This is a genomic window from Nonomuraea maheshkhaliensis, from assembly GCF_039529435.1.
GTDB lineage: Bacteria > Actinomycetota > Actinomycetes > Streptosporangiales > Streptosporangiaceae > Nonomuraea > Nonomuraea maheshkhaliensis.
On the sequence record NZ_BAAAMU010000078.1, the window covers coordinates 1 to 15075 of the forward strand.

A 15075-nucleotide genomic window follows, 5' to 3' on the forward strand; every position below is an offset into this window, starting at 1 on the left:
GCGCGGAGGCGCTGGCCGCCCGCTGCCGCGCCCTGGGCCTGACCGCCCGCGCCCTCACCGAAGGCGACGGGCCGGACGGGCCGGACGGGCCGGACGGGCCGGTGGCGCGGGCGCTGGCGGAGGCGGATCTCGTCGCCTGCTGCACCACCGCCAGAGAGCCGCTGTTCCCCGGTAAGCTCACCCGCGACGGCGCCACCGTCGTCGCGGTCGGCTCGCACGAGCCCGACGCCCGCGAGCTCGACGGCGACCTCGTCGCGCGGGCCACCGTGGTCGTCGAGGCCAGGGCGGCCGCCCTGGAGGAGGCCGGAGACGTCATCATCCCGATGCGCCGGGGTACGATCTCCTCCCGCCATCTCGCCGGAAACCTCGCCGAGCTGATCGCCGGGCAGGTGATCATCGGCCCGGGGCCGCGCGTGTTCAAGAGCACGGGCATGGCGTGGGAGGACCTCGTGGTCGCGGCTGCCGCTTACGAGGCGTGGACGTAGACGCTTTCGAAGCGTGGACAGAGAGAGGATGGGCGGATGGCTGCCGAGGACCGGCTCGACCTGCCGATGGTGGGGGAGCGGCAGAGCCTGCGTGAGCAGGTCGCGCACGCGCTGCGGGCGGCGCTGATCACGGGGGAGATGCGGCCGGGGGTCGTCTACTCGGCGCCGGTGCTGGCCGCCCAGTTCGGCGTATCGGCCACGCCCGTCCGTGAGGCCATGCTCGACCTGGCCAAGGAGGGCCTGGTCGAGGCGGTGCGCAACAAGGGCTTCCGGGTCACCGAGCTGTCCGACCGCGACCTCGACGAGCTCACCGAGATCCGCCAGCTCATCGAGGTGCCCACGGTGGCCAGGCTGGCCGACAGCTCGCGGGCCGAGGAGTTCGAGCGGCTGCGGCCCATCGCCGAGGAGATCGTCTCGGCCAGCGAGCGCGGTGACCTGCTCGCGTACGTGGACGCCGACCTGCGCTTCCACGTCGAGCTGCTGTCGCTGTGCGGCAACGCGCACCTGGTGTCGGTGGTACGCGATCTGCGCAACAGGGCCAGGCTCTACGGCCTGTCACAGTTGTCGGAACGCGGCACGCTGGGCGGCTCGGCCAGAGAGCACCTCGAACTGCTCGACGCGCTCAGCCGCGGCGACAGCGAGGCCGTCGGCACCCTCATGGCCGAGCACATCGGCCACGTCAGGGGCATCTGGGCCGAACACTGACCACCGAGCCCGGCAACCGGGCCGAGTACTAACCCGGCGAGTTCCGACATTCGGGGATCAGACGCTCCCCGTTGGCGGTAACCTCATTTGCGGGCCGACCGGGCAAACGCCTCAGCGCGATCGCCGTCGGTCTCGCCATCTCGTCCCCGCCGGACCGGCCACCGCGCCGCTCCGACGGTGGCACCTGCCTGGTCAAGCGGACACCCGCACTCCGCTGACCTTCGCGGGCTCGGCACACCCCGCCCACCGAGGCCGAGCCCTCCGCCGCGCGCCCGGGACCCCATCCAACGGGCGCGCGGCGGCCGGCCGCCTCCGGCGGCGACTTCACACACCGTCCGCCTCCGGCCGCTTCCCTTCCCGCGCCGACGGCTTGCCGCGCCGACGGCTTGCCGCGCCGACGGCTTGCCGCGCCGACGGCTACTTCGCGCGCCGGGCGGCCCGCGTCGAGCCGAGGCTGGCGGCCACGATGCAGATGATCGCCGCCCACTGCTGCACGTGCAGCAGCTCGCTCAGCAGCAGCACCCCGATCAGCGCCGCCACGGCCGGTTCGAGGCTCATCAGGATGCCGAACACGTGCTTGGGCATCCGCCGCAGCGCCTGCAGCTCCAGCGAGTACGGGATCACCGATGACAGCAGCCCCACGCCGAGCCCGATCAGCAGCAGCTCGGGCCGCAGCAGCTCGGCCCCGCCGGTCGTGGCCCCGACCGGGGCGATCACCACGGCCGAGACGATCATCGCGAACGAGAGCCCGCTCGTGCCGGGAAAGCGCCGTCCGGCGGCGGCCGACAGCAGGATGTAGGCGGCCCAGCCCAGGGCGGCCAGCATGGCGAACCCGATGCCGGCCCACCGCACCGTGGCCGACTCGCCCCACGGTGCCAGCAGCGCGACCCCGGCCGCCGCCAGGCCGACCCACACCAGGTCGACCCGCCGCCGTGACGCCGCGACCGCCACGCCCAGCGGCCCGAGGAACTCGATGGCCACCGCGATCCCCATGGGGAGCCGTGACAGGGCCTCGTAGAAGGACAGGTTCATCAGGGCGAGGGTCAGGCCGAAGCCGAGCCCCACCGCCCAGTCGCGCCACGACAGCCCCTTGAGCCTGGGCCTGGCGAAGGCTCCCATGATGAGCGCCCCCGCCGTGATGCGCAGGAACACCACCGCGCTCGGCGGCAGCGCCGCGAACAGCTCCTTGGCGAACCCGGCGCCCAGCTGCACGGAGAAGATCGCCAGCACCACGAGCCCCGAGGGCGGGATGGAGTCGGCCGCGCTGCGCAGCAGGCTGCCCGGCCTGGGCAGGCCGGAGCCGCGGTCGTACGGGTCGTCGAGGGCGAAGGCGGTCACAGGACTCCTCTGGCGGACGCGAGGGGGACAACCGTCAGAGCTTACTCGGGCCCGGCGACATTCCCGTTTGGTGGCTGTACTACTGTTGATCGGGTCATTCATCCAGGCCAACGAACCGCGGAGCACATGACGACCCCCGCTCCTCCCGTCAGCCTCGCCCGTCCGCCGCTGCCCCTGTCGGTGGCCTCGTTCATCAGCAGCTTCGACCGCTTCGCGGTGAGCCCCATGCTCGTGCTCATCGCCGACGATCTCGGTGTCTCCCTGTCGGCCGCGGTGGCCGCCGCCAGCGGCTACTACCTCGCGTACGGGCTGACCCAGCCGCTGTGGGGGCTGCTGTCGGACCGGCTCGGGCGGGTGCGGGTCATGCGCTGGGCGCTGTTCGGCGCCGCGGTGGCCGGCGCGGTCTCGGCGCTGATGCCCGTCCTGGCGACGCTTGTGCTGGCCAGGGTCGTGACCGGCGCCTGCTTCGGCGCGGTGATCCCGACGAGCCTGACGTACGTGGGCGACACCGTGCGTGCCGAGGTGCGCCAGCGCGCGCTCACCGACCTCATGGCCGCGGCCGCGCTCGGCACCGCCCTGGCCACCGGACTCGGCGGGGTCGTCGCCGGCCTGGTGGACTGGCGGGTGGCCTTCACCGTGCCCGCCGTCTTCGCGCTGATCTGCGCGGTCGCGCTGCGCGCGCTGCCCGAGCCGCCCCGCCCCGAGGGCGAGGGCAGGGGCGTCGGCGGCTACCTGGGGGCGGTGCTGCGGCAGCGGTGGGCGCTGCTGGTGTTCGCGCTCGCCTTCACCGAAGGGGCGATCATGCTCGGCGCCATGCCGTTCCTGGCTCCCGCGCTGCAGCACACCGGGCTGGCCGCCGCCGTGGCGGGCCTCGCCATCACCGCGTACGGGCTGGGCCTGTGGGTCTTCGCCAAGCTGGTCAAGCACCTGTCGGGGCGCTGGCCCGTACCGCTGCTGATGGTCGTGGGCGGCGCGCAGCTCTGCGTCGGGTTCGCGATCGTGACGGTGAACGTCAGCGTGCCGTCCGTGGCCGTCACCGCGCTGCTGCTGGGCGGCGGCTGGTCGTTCCTGCACTCCTCGCTGCAGACCTGGGCCACCTCGGTCGTGCCCGAGGCCAGGGGAACGACCATCGCGTTCTTCGCCTGTTCGCTGTTCGTGGGCAGCGCGGTCGCCTCGTGGGCGGCCGGGCCGCTGGCCGAGGACGGGCGCTACGGGCTGCTGTTCGGCCTGGCCGCGCTCGCGGCGGTGCCGCTGACCGCCGTGGCCGCGCTCAGCCGCCGCCGCTACGGGGCCCTGCGCCCCGCCGGTCCGGAACCCCAGCCGGAGTAACCGCCGCCCGTGCTACTTCCCACGCGCTACTCCCAGCGGAAGGTACGGGAGACCAGCGCCAGGGACAGCACCGCCCACCCGGCCAGCACGGCCACCGAGGCCAGCGGCAGCGCCGCGCCCTGGGAGAGCACCGCGCGCAGCCCGCCGGTCAGCGCGGAGATGGGCAGCGCCTCCAGGAACGGTCGCAGCCCTTCGGGGAACTTCGTCAGCGGGAACATCACCCCGCCCGCCCCCAGCAGCACCAGGTAGACCAGGTTGGCGCCGGCCAGCGTGGCCTCGGCGCGCAGGGTGCCCGCCATGAGCAGCCCCAGCCCGCTGAAGGCCGCGGTGCCGAGCACGACGAGCAGCGCCGCGCCCAGGAACGAGCCCTGCGGCCGCCAGCCCAGCGCCAGCCCGACGGCCACGATGACGACCGCCTGGACCACCTCGACGCCGGCGACCGCCGCCGTCTTGGCCAGCATCAGCCCGCTCCTGGACAGCGGTGTGGCGCCCAGCCGCTTGAGCACGCCGTAGCGGCGCTCGAACCCGGTCGCGATGGCCTGCCCGGTGAAGGCGGTGGACATGACCGCCAGCGCCAGCACGCCGGGGGCCAGGAAGTCGACCCGCCGCCCGCCGCCGACGTCGATCAGCGGCGCCAGCGAGAAGCCGGTCAGCAGCAGCACGGGGATGACCAGGGTCAGCAGGAGCTGCTCGCCGTTGCGCAGCATCGCGCGGATCTCCGCGCCCGCCTGCGCCAGCACCATGCGCCCGAACGGCGCCGCGCCGGGCGCGGGGGTGAGGTCGAGCGTGGTCATCGCGACTCCCGGCAGGTGGGTGAGAGAAACCGGCCCGGCGTGGTCATCGCAGCTCTCTGCCGGTCAGTTCGAGGAAGACGTCTTCGAGGGTGCGCCGCTCGATGCGCAGGTCGTCGGCGGTGACGCCCTCGGCCGCGCACCAGGCCGTCACCGTGGCCAGCAGCTCGGGCCCCACCTGACCCTCGATGATGTAGTGCCCGGAGGGCGACTCCTTGGCCGCGCTGCCCGCGGGGAGCGCGTTGAGCAGCTCTTCCAGGCCCAGCCCCGGCCGGGCCCTGAACCTGAGCTGGCGCTCGGCACCGGTCAGCGAGGCGGGGCTGCCCTCGGCCACCACGCGCCCCTTGTCGATGATCACCACGTGGTCGGCCAGGCGTTCGGCCTCGTCCATGTGGTGCGTGGTCAGCACCACCGACACGCCCGCCTGGCGCAGCTCGGCCACCAGCTCCCAGCAGGCGTGCCTGGCCTGCGGGTCGAGACCCGCCGTCGGCTCGTCGAGGAAGACCAGCTCGGGCCGGCCGACGACGGCCGCGGCCAGGGAGAGCCGCTGCTGCTGCCCGCCGGACAGCCGCCGGTAGGGGGTGCGGGCGTGGTCGGTGAGGCCCAGCCGGGCCAGCAGCGCGCCGGGGTCGAGCGGGCCGGCGTAGAAGCGGGAGACCAGCCGCAGCCACTCGGCGCAGCGCATCGCCGGGGGCACGCCGCCCGCCTGCAGCATGACGCCCACCCGCGCGCGCAGCTCGGGGCGGGCAGGGGACAGGCCGAGCACCTTGACCGTGCCCGCGTCGGCCGCGCGGAAGCCCTCGCAGATCTCCACCGTGGACGTCTTGCCCGCGCCGTTGGGGCCGAGCACCGCGGTGACCGCGCCGCGCTCGGCCCGCAGCGTGAGGCCGTCGACGGCGGTGTTGCCGCCGTAGCGTTTGACCAGGTCGACGATCTCGACGGCTGGGGAGTCCATGCCACGAGTTTAGGGACTCCACCGGACGGTCCCCGCCTCAGGTGAGCATGACCGCATGGGCCGGGCTCTCCCGCCGGGCGCCGCTTCTCCGGAAATATCTGATAACCGGGAATTAGGAGGACCGGAACGTGGTTGGATCCCTCGGCCCTCGGGGGCCACAGGTCCGCGAGGGAAAAGGGGTTCACGCATGTCCGTGGCAGAAGCCACGCCCGCAGTCATGTCCGCCGTCGTCCAGCAGGAGCACAAGCGCCGCCGCGGCCTTCTGCTGCTGATCCTCGGAGCGCTGTCGGCGATCGGGCCGCTCTCCATCGACATGTACCTCCCCGCCTTGCCGGCCATCACCTCCGAGATGCTCAGCGCACCGGCGCAGGTCCAGCTGACGCTCACCGCCTGCCTCATCGGCGTCTCCGTGGGGCAGATCATCGCCGGCCCGCTCAGCGACGTGCGCGGGCGGCGGGTGCCGCTCATGGTGGGCGTGGCCGGGTTCATGGTCGCCTCGCTGCTGTGCGCGTTCGCGCCCTCGGTGCCGATGCTCATCGCCTTCCGCCTGCTGCAGGGCATGCTGGGCGGCGCGGCGCTGGTCATCGTGCGGGCCGTCGTGCGCGACCTGTACGACGGGGCCGCCATCGCCCGCATCTTCGCCACGCTGATGCTCGTCAGCGGCCTGGCGCCGATCCTGGCCCCGATTGCCGGGGCGCAGCTGCTGGCGTTCACCTCGTGGCGGGGCGTCTTCGTCGCGCTCAGCATCGCGGGGATCGTGCTGCTGCTGGCCGTGCTGTCGGGCGTACGCGAGACGCTCCCCCCGGCCGCGCGGGAGAGCGGCGGGCTCAAGCACACCGCGCGCACGTTCTGGCAACTGCTGCGCGACCGCACGTTCATGGGCTACGCCCTCACCGGCGGGCTGGCGTTCGGGGCGATGTTCGGCTACATCTCGGGCTCGCCGTTCGTGCTCCAGGAGGTGTACGGCGCCACGCCCCAGCAGTACTCGCTCATCTTCGGCCTCAACGCCCTGGCCCTGACCGGCACCGCCCAGCTCGGCGGCCGCCTGTCCGGACGGGTGCCGCCCGTCCTGCTGGTCCGCGTCGGGCTCGGCATCGGCCTGACCGGCGCGGGCCTGCTGATGGCCGCCGCGCTGGCGGGCCTCGGCCTGTGGGGCATCGTGGCCGGGCTGTTCGTCATCATGCTCGGCCAGGGCCTGACCCTGCCCGGCACCGGCGCGCTGGCGCTGGGCTCGCAGCCGGCGCACGTCGCGGGCAGCGCCTCGGCCCTGACGGGGGTGCTGCAGTTCGCGCTGGGCGCCGCCGCGGCCCCGCTGGTCGGACTCGCCGGATCCGGCACCGCCGTGCCCATGGCGTGTGTCATGCTCGGACTCATCCTGTGCTCGGTGCTCACGTTCACGTTCCTGAGCCGGGTGAAGGTTAGGTAAGGCTACCCTGCGTGACAAATTCCATTCCCGCCCCTGCTCGGATCCATTTGTGAAGCGGGAAGGAATTACGGCACACTGATGTTGTGAAAAACATGCCCACGATGGAGCCAGGCAACGAGCGCGGCACCCGTGCCCGCGTCGCCCGGCTGATTCTTGAGCATGGTCCCGTCGCGGCCGCGGCTCTCGGAGAGCGGCTCGGGCTCACGCCCGCCGCCGTCCGGCGTCACCTCGACGCGCTGCTGGCCGACGGGATGATCGAGCCTCGTACGGTACGCCCCCGCGGGCAACGCGGGCGCGGACGGCCCGCCAAGCTGTTCGCGATCACCGACGCGGGGCGGAGTGCTTTCGAGCACGCCTATGACGACCTGGCCGGGAGCGCGCTGCGTTTCCTGGCCGAGCGCATGGGAGAGCAAGCCGTGGCCGACTTCGCCCGCGAGCAGGTGTCGAGCCTGCTGGAGCGGCTGGAGCCGGTCATGCGGGCGGTGCCGGCGGATCAGCGCGTGCAAGTGCTGGCGCAGGCGCTGTCGGCGGAGGGGTATGCCGCCTCGGCCAGCAAGGCCAAGTCGGGTGGCGACCAGCTCTGCCAGCACCACTGCCCGGTGGCGCACGCGGCCGCGGAGTTCCCGCAGCTGTGTGAGGCCGAGACGGAGGCGTTCGCGCAGCTGCTCGGCACGCCGGTGCAGCGCCTGGCCACGATCGCCCACGGCGACGGGGTGTGCACGACACACGTGTCGCCGCAGTCGTTGAGCGATTCCGCACATAGAGACAAGAGCAAGGAGACCGGAAGGTGACTGTCACCGACCGCCCGGAGCTGGAAGGCCTCGGGAATTACAAGTTCGGCTGGGCCGACCCGGATGCCGCGGGCGCGGCGGCCAAGCGAGGCCTGTCCGAGGAGGTCGTCCGCAACATCTCCGGACTCAAGAACGAGCCGGAATGGATGCTCGACCTTCGCCTGAAGGGCCTCCGCCTGTTCGACAGGAAGCCGCTGCCGACCTGGGGCTCCGACCTCACCGGCATCGACTTCGACAACATCAAGTACTTCGTGCGCTCGACCGAGAAGCAGGCCGCTTCCTGGGACGAGCTGCCCGCCGACATCAAGAACACCTACGACAAGCTCGGCATCCCCGAGGCGGAGAAGCAGCGCCTCATCGCCGGCGTCGCCGCCCAGTACGAGTCCGAGGTCGTCTACCACAAGATCCGTGAGGACCTTGAGGAGAAGGGCGTCATCTTCGTCGACACCGACACGGGCCTGAAGGAGCACGAGGAGCTCTTCAAGGAGTACTTCGGCTCGGTGATCCCGGTGGGCGACAACAAGTTCGCCGCGCTCAACACCGCCGTGTGGTCCGGTGGCTCGTTCATCTACGTGCCGCCGAACGTCGAGGTCGAGATCCCGCTGCAGGCCTACTTCCGGATCAACACCGAGAACATGGGCCAGTTCGAGCGGACCCTGATCATCGTCGACGAGAACAGCTACGTCCATTACGTCGAGGGCTGCACCGCGCCGATCTACTCCTCCGACTCGCTGCACAGCGCGGTCGTCGAGATCATCGTGAAGAAGAACGCCCGCTGCCGTTACACGACCATCCAGAACTGGTCCAACAACGTCTACAACCTGGTCACCAAGCGCGCCGTCGCCTACGAGGGCGCGACCATGGAGTGGATCGACGGCAACATCGGCTCCAAGGTCACGATGAAGTACCCGGCCGTCTACCTCATGGGCGAGCACGCCAAGGGCGAGACGCTGAGCGTCGCGTTCGCCGGCGAGGGCCAGCACCAGGACGCCGGCTCCAAGATGGTGCACCTGGCGCCCAACACCAGCTCCAGCGTCATCTCCAAGTCGGTGGCGCGCGGCGGCGGCCGCACCTCCTACCGCGGTCTCGTGCAGATCGAGGAGGGCGCCCACGGCAGCGCCAGCACCGTCAAGTGCGACGCGCTGCTGGTCGACCAGATCAGCCGCTCCGACACCTACCCCTACGTCGACGTCCGCGAGGACGACGTCTCGATGGGCCACGAGGCCACGGTCTCCAAGGTCAGCGAGGACCAGCTCTTCTACCTCATGAGCCGCGGTCTCGACGAGGACGAGGCGATGGCGATGATCGTGCGCGGCTTCGTCGAGCCGATCGCGCGTGAGCTGCCCATGGAATACGCGCTTGAGCTCAACCGGCTGATCGAGCTGCAGATGGAAGGAGCCGTCGGCTGATGGGCCTGAACGAGAAGCCCCTGTCGACCCTGCACGAGAAGGCGTCCTACGACCTGGCCGACTTCGACGTCCCGACCGGGCGCGAGGAGGCGTGGCGTTTCACGCCGCTCGCCCGCCTGAAGGGCCTGCACAACGGCAAGGCCGAGGCCGCCGGTCACGTCAGGGTCGACGTCGAGGCCGCGCCCGAGGTCACCGTCGAGACGGTCGGCCGCGACGACGCCCGCGTGGGCAAGTCGTTCATGCCCGCCGACCGGGTGAGCGCCCAGGCCTGGAACAGCTTCGAGAAGGCCACCGTGATCACGGTGCCGCGCGAGGCCGTCACCTCCAAGCCCACCGTGCTCACGCTGACCGGCTCCGGCGACGGCGCCGCCTACGGTCACATCGTGGTCAGGGTCGAGCCGATGGCCGAGGCCGTGCTCGTGCTCGACCACAAGGGCAGCGCCGTCTACGCCGACAACATCGAGTTCGTCGTCGGCGACGGCGCCAGCCTCAAGGTCGTCAGCCTCCAGGACTGGGACGACGACGCCGTCCACGTCTCCTCCCACCACGCCCAGCTGGCCAAGGACGCGACGTTCCGCAGCTTCGTGGTGACCTTCGGCGGCGACCTCGTCCGCCTGTCGCCCAGCGTCACCTACACCGCCCCCGGCGGCGACGCCGACATGTCCGGCGTCTACTTCGTCGACGCGGGCCAGCACCTGGAGCACCGCCTCCTGGTCGACCACTCGCAGCCCAACTGCAAGAGCAACGTCGACTACCGCGGCGCCCTCCAGGGCGACCGGGCGCACGCCGTCTGGATCGGCGACGTGATCATCAGGGTCGAGGCCGAGGGCACCGACACCTATGAGCTCAACCGCAACCTCATCCTCACCGACGGCGCCCGCGCCGACTCGGTGCCCAATCTGGAGATCCTCACCGGCGAGGTCGCAGGAGCGGGACACGCCTCCGCCTCCGGCCGGCTCGACGACGAGCACATCTTCTACCTCCAGGCCCGCGGCATCCCCCACGACGAGGCTCGCCGCCTGGTCGTGCGGGGCTTCCTCGGCCAGCTCATCGAGAAGATCGAGATCGCCGAGATCCGTGAGCGCGTCATGAACGCCCTGGAGGCGGAGCTCAACACCTCCGAGGCCGCCGCTGTATCCGATGCGGCCGAGTCCGCCGCTGTGTCTTATGCGGCCGAGTCCGCCGCGGAGCCCGTTCGATGAGCTTCGAGAAGGTGTGCAAGGTCGAGGACATCCCCGAAGGGGGCGTCCTCGGCGTCGAGGTCGGCGCGGACGAGACGCCGGTGGCGCTGGTCCGCAAGGGCGAAGAGGTCTTCGCCCTGCACGACGTCTGCTCCCACGCCGAGGTCAAGCTCAGCGAGGGAGAGGTCTACGACGGCACCCTGGAGTGCTGGCTGCACGGCTCGTGCTTCGACATCCACACCGGCAAGCCCACAGGGCCGCCCGCGACCCAGCCCGTGAACGTCTACACAGTCAAGATCGACGGCGATGACGTGCTCGTCTCGCTCTCGAAGGAGTCCTAAGCACATGTCCACCCTAGAGATTCGTGACCTGCAGGTCGCCGTCGAGGACAAGGAAATCCTGCGCGGCGTCAACCTGACCGTTCAGGCCGGGCAGACCCACGCCATCATGGGCCCCAACGGCTCGGGCAAGTCGACGCTCGCCTACGCCATCGCCGGCCACCCGAAATACACCGTCACCGGCGGCCAGGTGCTGCTCGACGGCGTCGACCTGCTGGAGCTGTCCGTCGACGAGCGGGCCCGCGCCGGCCTGTTCCTGGCCATGCAGTACCCCGTCGAGGTCCCCGGCGTGTCCGTGTCGAACTTCCTGCGCTCGGCCGTCACCGCCGTCCGCGGCGAGGCGCCCAAGCTGCGCGAGTTCGCCAAGGACCTCAAGGGCGGCATGGACGCCCTGTCCATCGACCCGGCCTTCGCCCAGCGCAACCTCAACGAGGGTTTCTCCGGCGGCGAGAAGAAGCGCCACGAGATCCTCCAGATGGAGCTGCTCAAGCCGAAGATCGCGGTGCTCGACGAGACCGACTCCGGCCTCGACGTCGACGCGCTGCGCGTGGTCTCCGAGGGCATCAACCGCTTCCGCGCCTCCGGCGACACCGGCGTGCTGCTGATCACCCACTACACCCGCATCCTGCGCTACGTGAAGCCCGACTTCGTCCACGTCTTCGCGGCCGGCCGGATCGTCGAGCAGGGCGGGCCGGAACTTGCCGACAAGCTCGAGGCCGAAGGCTACGAGCAGTACACGAAGGCGTCTGCATGACTTCACACAGCTTCGATGTGGAGAAGATCAGGGAAGACTTCCCGATCTTCTCCCGCGAGCTGCCCGACGGGCGTCCGCTCGTCTATCTCGACTCGGGCAACTCCTCACAGAAGCCCAACCAGGTCATCGAGACCATGCGGGAGCACCTGGCGCTGCACTACAGCAACGTCGGGCGCGCCATGCACGTGCTCGGCGCCGAGTCGACCGACGCCTTCGAGAACGCCCGCGACAAGGTCGCGGGCTTCGTCGGGGCGCCGTCGCGCGACGAGGTGATCTTCACCAAGAACGCCTCAGAGGCGCTCAACCTGCTCGCCTACTCCTTCGGCAACCCCGCCAACACCGACCCGCGCTTCACCCTCGGCCCCGGTGACGAGATCGTCATCTCCGAGATGGAGCACCACTCCAACATCGTGCCGTGGCAGCTGCTCGCGCAGCGCACCGGCGCGACGCTGAAGTGGTTCGGCGTCACCGACGACGGGCGGCTCGACTACACGCCCGAGCTCATCACCGAGCGGACGAAGATCGTCTCGATCGCCCACCAGTCCAACGTGCTGGGCACCGTCAACCCGGTGACCGAGGTGGCCGCGCGGGCCCGCGAGGCAGGCGCGCTGGTCGCGCTCGACGCCTCCCAGTCCGTGCCGCACCACCCGGTCGACGTGACCGCGCTGGGCGCCGACTTCGTGGCCTTCACCGGCCACAAGATGGTCGGCCCCTCCGGCATCGGCGTGCTGTGGGGGCGCACCGAGCTGCTTGAGGCCATGCCGCCGTTCCTGGGCGGGGGCGAGATGATCGAGGCGGTCTGGATGGACCGCTCGACGTACGCGCCGATCCCGCACAAGTTCGAGGCGGGCACGCCGCCGATCGTCGAGGCCATCGGGCTCGGCGCGGCGGTCGACTACCTCACCGAGGTCGGCATGGAGGCCGTCGAGGCGCACGAGCGCACGCTGACGGCCTACGCGCTCGACGCCCTGCGCGAGGTGCCCACCCTGCGCGTCATCGGCCCCGAGACGCTCGAAAGGCGCGGGGGCACGGTGTCGTTCACGCTGGAGGGCATCCACCCGCACGACGTCGGGCAGATCCTGGACGACCAGTTCGGGGTCGCCGTACGCGTCGGGCACCACTGCGCGCGCCCGCTGCACCTGCGCTTCGGAATACCCGCGACCACGCGGGCGTCGTTCTACCTGTACAACACCACGGGCGAGATCGACGCCCTGGTGCGCGGCCTCCATCACGTTCAGAAGGTGTTCGCATAGCCATGATCGGCGAGTCGATGTACCAGGAGCTGATCCTGGAGCACTACAAGCACCCGCAGGGGCGCGGGCTTCGTGAGCCGTACGACGCCGAGGTTCACCACGTGAACCCGACGTGCGGCGACGAGATCACGCTCAGGGTCAAGGTGGGCGACGCGGGCAAGGTTCTGGACGTCTCCTACGAAGGTCAGGGCTGCTCCATCAGCCAGGCCGCCGCCTCCGTGCTGCACGAGCTGACCACCGGATCCACGGTCGACGAGACGCTCTCCGTGGTCGACGAGTTCACCCGGCTCATGCAGGGCAGGGGAAAAGTCGAGGCCGACGAGGACGTTCTCGGTGACGCGGTCGCGTTCGCGGGCGTGGCCAAGTTCCCGGCGCGCGTTAAATGTGCGTTGCTTTCATGGATGGCGTACAAAGACGCCGTTGTGAGGAGTGCTGCCGAATGAGTAAGCCTGTGGAGACTCCGACCGGCTACGACGGTGACGCGACCGCCGAAGAGGTCATGGAGGCGCTCAAGGACGTCGTCGACCCCGAGCTCGGCATCAACGTCGTCGACCTGGGCCTGATCTACGGGCTCAACCTCGACCCGTCCGACGGCGGGCCGCCCGTAGCGACCATCGACATGACGCTGACCAGCGCGGCCTGCCCGCTGACCGACGTCATCGAGGACCAGGCCCATTCGGCGCTCGACGGCATGGTCTCCGACGTGAAGATCAACTGGGTCTGGCTGCCGCCGTGGGGCCCTGACAAGATCACCGACGAGGGGCGCGAGCAACTGCGTATGCTAGGCTTCAACGTCTGATCTTTTCCGCTGTCACGGCTGGCGTAAATCGTCAGCCGTTTCAGCGTGCCATAGCGGGTTCCGGAAAGTCCGTGCCCCCGGCCGGGGAATATCCGATAATATCCCCGGCGTTGGAAAACAGGAACACCTGACGTCTCATCGCGCGTCACGCATCGCCTGCGGCCGATGCCCGGTGTCCCCCCTCATTTTCATCCCGCCCTCATGGCGGGCGCCCTGAACGTGTGCGGCCGCGCGCCGCACGTCCCGGCTCGTCCTTTCGCAGAAGTGACGCGCCACTTCGACGGAAAGGCACGAATTTCGTGACCATGCTTGACGCTGTCATGCCCACGCTCGGCGAAACCTCCCCTGAGACGAACGCCGAGACCAACGCTGGGCAGCCGGGCCCGTCCGAGTTCGAGCTGCTTGGCCTGCCCAAGCCGCTCGTCAACGGACTGGCCAAGCTGGGCTTCGACAGCCCGTTCCCCATCCAGAGCGCGACGATTCCCGACGTGCTCGCCGGCCACGACGTCCTCGGGCGCGGCCAGACCGGCTCGGGCAAGACCCTCGCCTTCGGCCTGCCCACCATGGCGCGCATCGCCGGCGTGCGGCCCGCTCCCGGGCGGCCGCACGCGATGATCCTCGTGCCCACCCGCGAGCTCGCCCTCCAGGTGCACGACGCCCTCGAACCCCTCGGGCGCGGCCTCGGCCTGCGCATGAAGGTCATCGTCGGCGGCATGTCCATGGGCAAGCAGATCGAGGCGCTGCGCCGCGGCGTCGACATCGTGATCGCCACCCCCGGCCGCCTGGGCGACCTCATCCGCCAGGGTGAGTGCTCGCTGGGCGACGTCGAGGTCAGTGTCCTCGACGAGGCCGACCACATGTGCGACCTCGGCTTCTTCCCCGTCGTCACCGACCTGCTCGCGCAGACCCCGGCCGACGGCCAGCGGCTGCTGTTCTCGGCCACGCTCGACGGCGACGTCGACAAGCTGGTGCAGCGCTTCCTCAAGGACCCGATCACCCACTCCGTGGCCCCGGCGACCTCGCCGGTCGACACCATGGAGCACCACGTGATGCAGGTGTCGCGCGACGACAAGTTCGACGTCACGGCCGAGATCGCCAACCGCGAGGGCCGTACGATCATCTTCGTCCGCACCCAGCACGGCGTGGACCGGCTGTGCAAGCAGCTGGCCAGGGTCGGTGTCAAGGCGGGCGGCCTGCACGGCGGCAAGCGCCAGAACCAGCGCACCCGCATCCTCGCCGAGTTCCGCGAGGGCTCCATCAACGTGCTCGTCTGCACCGACGTCGCGGCGCGCGGCATCCACGTGGACAACATCAGCCTGGTGCTGCACGTGGACCCGCCGCAGGACCACAAGAGCTACCTGCACCGGGGCGGCCGCACGGCCCGCGCCGGCGAGAAGGGCACGGTCGTCACGCTGGTGCTGCCCAACGAGCGCCGCTCGACCGACGCCCTCACCCGCCGCGCCGGGATCCACCCGTTCCGGCTCAAGGCCACGCCCGGCCACCCTCGCCTCGCCGAGGTGG

Annotated in this window: 15 protein-coding genes and 1 pseudogene; 13 read left to right on the plus strand and 3 right to left on the minus strand. The window is 70.8% G+C overall.

The window, feature by feature from the left end:
• Positions 1 to 485: pseudogene (locus ABFX54_RS37630) on the plus strand (ornithine cyclodeaminase family protein); the annotation flags it as partial.
• A gap of 36 nt (positions 486 to 521) precedes the next feature.
• Positions 522 to 1190, plus strand: coding sequence for a GntR family transcriptional regulator (locus ABFX54_RS37635; RefSeq protein ID WP_346111527.1), 669 nt, complete (start codon positions 522 to 524; stop codon positions 1188 to 1190).
• A 417-nt stretch (positions 1191 to 1607) separates the two neighbouring features.
• On the opposite strand, the gene ABFX54_RS37640 is transcribed toward ABFX54_RS37635, so the two are convergent.
• Entirely contained in the window at positions 1608 to 2528 is a 921-nt protein-coding gene (locus tag ABFX54_RS37640) for an EamA family transporter (protein WP_346111528.1), read from the minus strand.
• A gap of 126 nt (positions 2529 to 2654) precedes the next feature.
• Between ABFX54_RS37640 and ABFX54_RS37645 the strand changes: the two genes are divergently transcribed.
• On the plus strand, positions 2655 to 3857 hold the full coding sequence (locus ABFX54_RS37645) for an MFS transporter (protein WP_346111529.1): 1203 nt from the start codon (positions 2655 to 2657) through the stop codon (positions 3855 to 3857).
• A 26-nt stretch (positions 3858 to 3883) separates the two neighbouring features.
• On the opposite strand, the gene ABFX54_RS37650 is transcribed toward ABFX54_RS37645, so the two are convergent.
• Together ABFX54_RS37650 and ABFX54_RS37655 are read right to left on the minus strand one after the other, a co-directional pair.
• Positions 3884 to 4651, minus strand: coding sequence for an ABC transporter permease (locus ABFX54_RS37650; protein WP_346111530.1), 768 nt, complete (start codon positions 4649 to 4651; stop codon positions 3884 to 3886).
• Between the two features lie 43 nt (positions 4652 to 4694).
• Positions 4695 to 5603 (minus strand): ABC transporter ATP-binding protein, encoded by a 909-nt coding sequence (locus tag ABFX54_RS37655; protein ID WP_346111531.1) that lies wholly within the window; start codon positions 5601 to 5603, stop codon positions 4695 to 4697.
• A gap of 187 nt (positions 5604 to 5790) precedes the next feature.
• Here ABFX54_RS37655 and ABFX54_RS37660 point away from each other — a divergent pair, with 187 nt between their 5' ends.
• The 10 genes from ABFX54_RS37660 to ABFX54_RS37705 form a co-directional block, all read left to right on the plus strand.
• Positions 5791 to 7029, plus strand: a complete 1239-nt coding sequence (locus ABFX54_RS37660) for a multidrug effflux MFS transporter (protein WP_346111533.1) — start codon at positions 5791 to 5793, stop codon at positions 7027 to 7029.
• A gap of 92 nt (positions 7030 to 7121) precedes the next feature.
• Complete coding sequence (locus ABFX54_RS37665; RefSeq protein WP_346111573.1) at positions 7122 to 7820, plus strand: helix-turn-helix transcriptional regulator; 699 nt, start codon at positions 7122 to 7124, stop codon at positions 7818 to 7820.
• Positions 7817 to 9229: a Fe-S cluster assembly protein SufB gene (sufB, locus tag ABFX54_RS37670; RefSeq protein ID WP_346111534.1), complete on the plus strand. Its 1413-nt coding sequence runs from the start codon at positions 7817 to 7819 to the stop codon at positions 9227 to 9229. The genes ABFX54_RS37665 and sufB overlap by 4 nt, the downstream gene beginning before the upstream one ends.
• Positions 9229 to 10431 carry a Fe-S cluster assembly protein SufD gene (gene sufD, locus ABFX54_RS37675; protein ID WP_346111536.1) on the plus strand — a complete coding sequence of 401 codons (1203 nt, stop codon included), beginning with the start codon at positions 9229 to 9231 and terminating at the stop codon, positions 10429 to 10431. Before sufB ends, sufD begins: the two co-directional genes overlap by 1 nt.
• Complete coding sequence (locus ABFX54_RS37680; protein WP_346111537.1) at positions 10428 to 10751, plus strand: Rieske (2Fe-2S) protein; 324 nt, start codon at positions 10428 to 10430, stop codon at positions 10749 to 10751. The genes sufD and ABFX54_RS37680 overlap by 4 nt, the downstream gene beginning before the upstream one ends.
• 4 nt (positions 10752 to 10755) lie before the next feature.
• A complete protein-coding gene (gene sufC, locus ABFX54_RS37685; protein ID WP_106251463.1) occupies positions 10756 to 11502 on the plus strand; it encodes a Fe-S cluster assembly ATPase SufC in 747 nt (248 codons plus the stop codon).
• Positions 11499 to 12755 (plus strand): cysteine desulfurase, encoded by a 1257-nt coding sequence (locus ABFX54_RS37690; RefSeq protein ID WP_346111538.1) that lies wholly within the window; start codon positions 11499 to 11501, stop codon positions 12753 to 12755. Before sufC ends, ABFX54_RS37690 begins: the two co-directional genes overlap by 4 nt.
• Before the next feature lie 2 nt (positions 12756 to 12757).
• Positions 12758 to 13198 (plus strand): Fe-S cluster assembly sulfur transfer protein SufU, encoded by a 441-nt coding sequence (gene sufU, locus ABFX54_RS37695; RefSeq protein ID WP_346111539.1) that lies wholly within the window; start codon positions 12758 to 12760, stop codon positions 13196 to 13198.
• Positions 13195 to 13554, plus strand: a complete 360-nt coding sequence (locus ABFX54_RS37700; RefSeq protein ID WP_346111540.1) for a metal-sulfur cluster assembly factor — start codon at positions 13195 to 13197, stop codon at positions 13552 to 13554. The genes sufU and ABFX54_RS37700 overlap by 4 nt, the downstream gene beginning before the upstream one ends.
• A gap of 305 nt (positions 13555 to 13859) precedes the next feature.
• A partial coding sequence (locus ABFX54_RS37705; protein ID WP_346111541.1) for a DEAD/DEAH box helicase occupies positions 13860 to 15075 on the plus strand: 1216 nt, incomplete at its 3' end.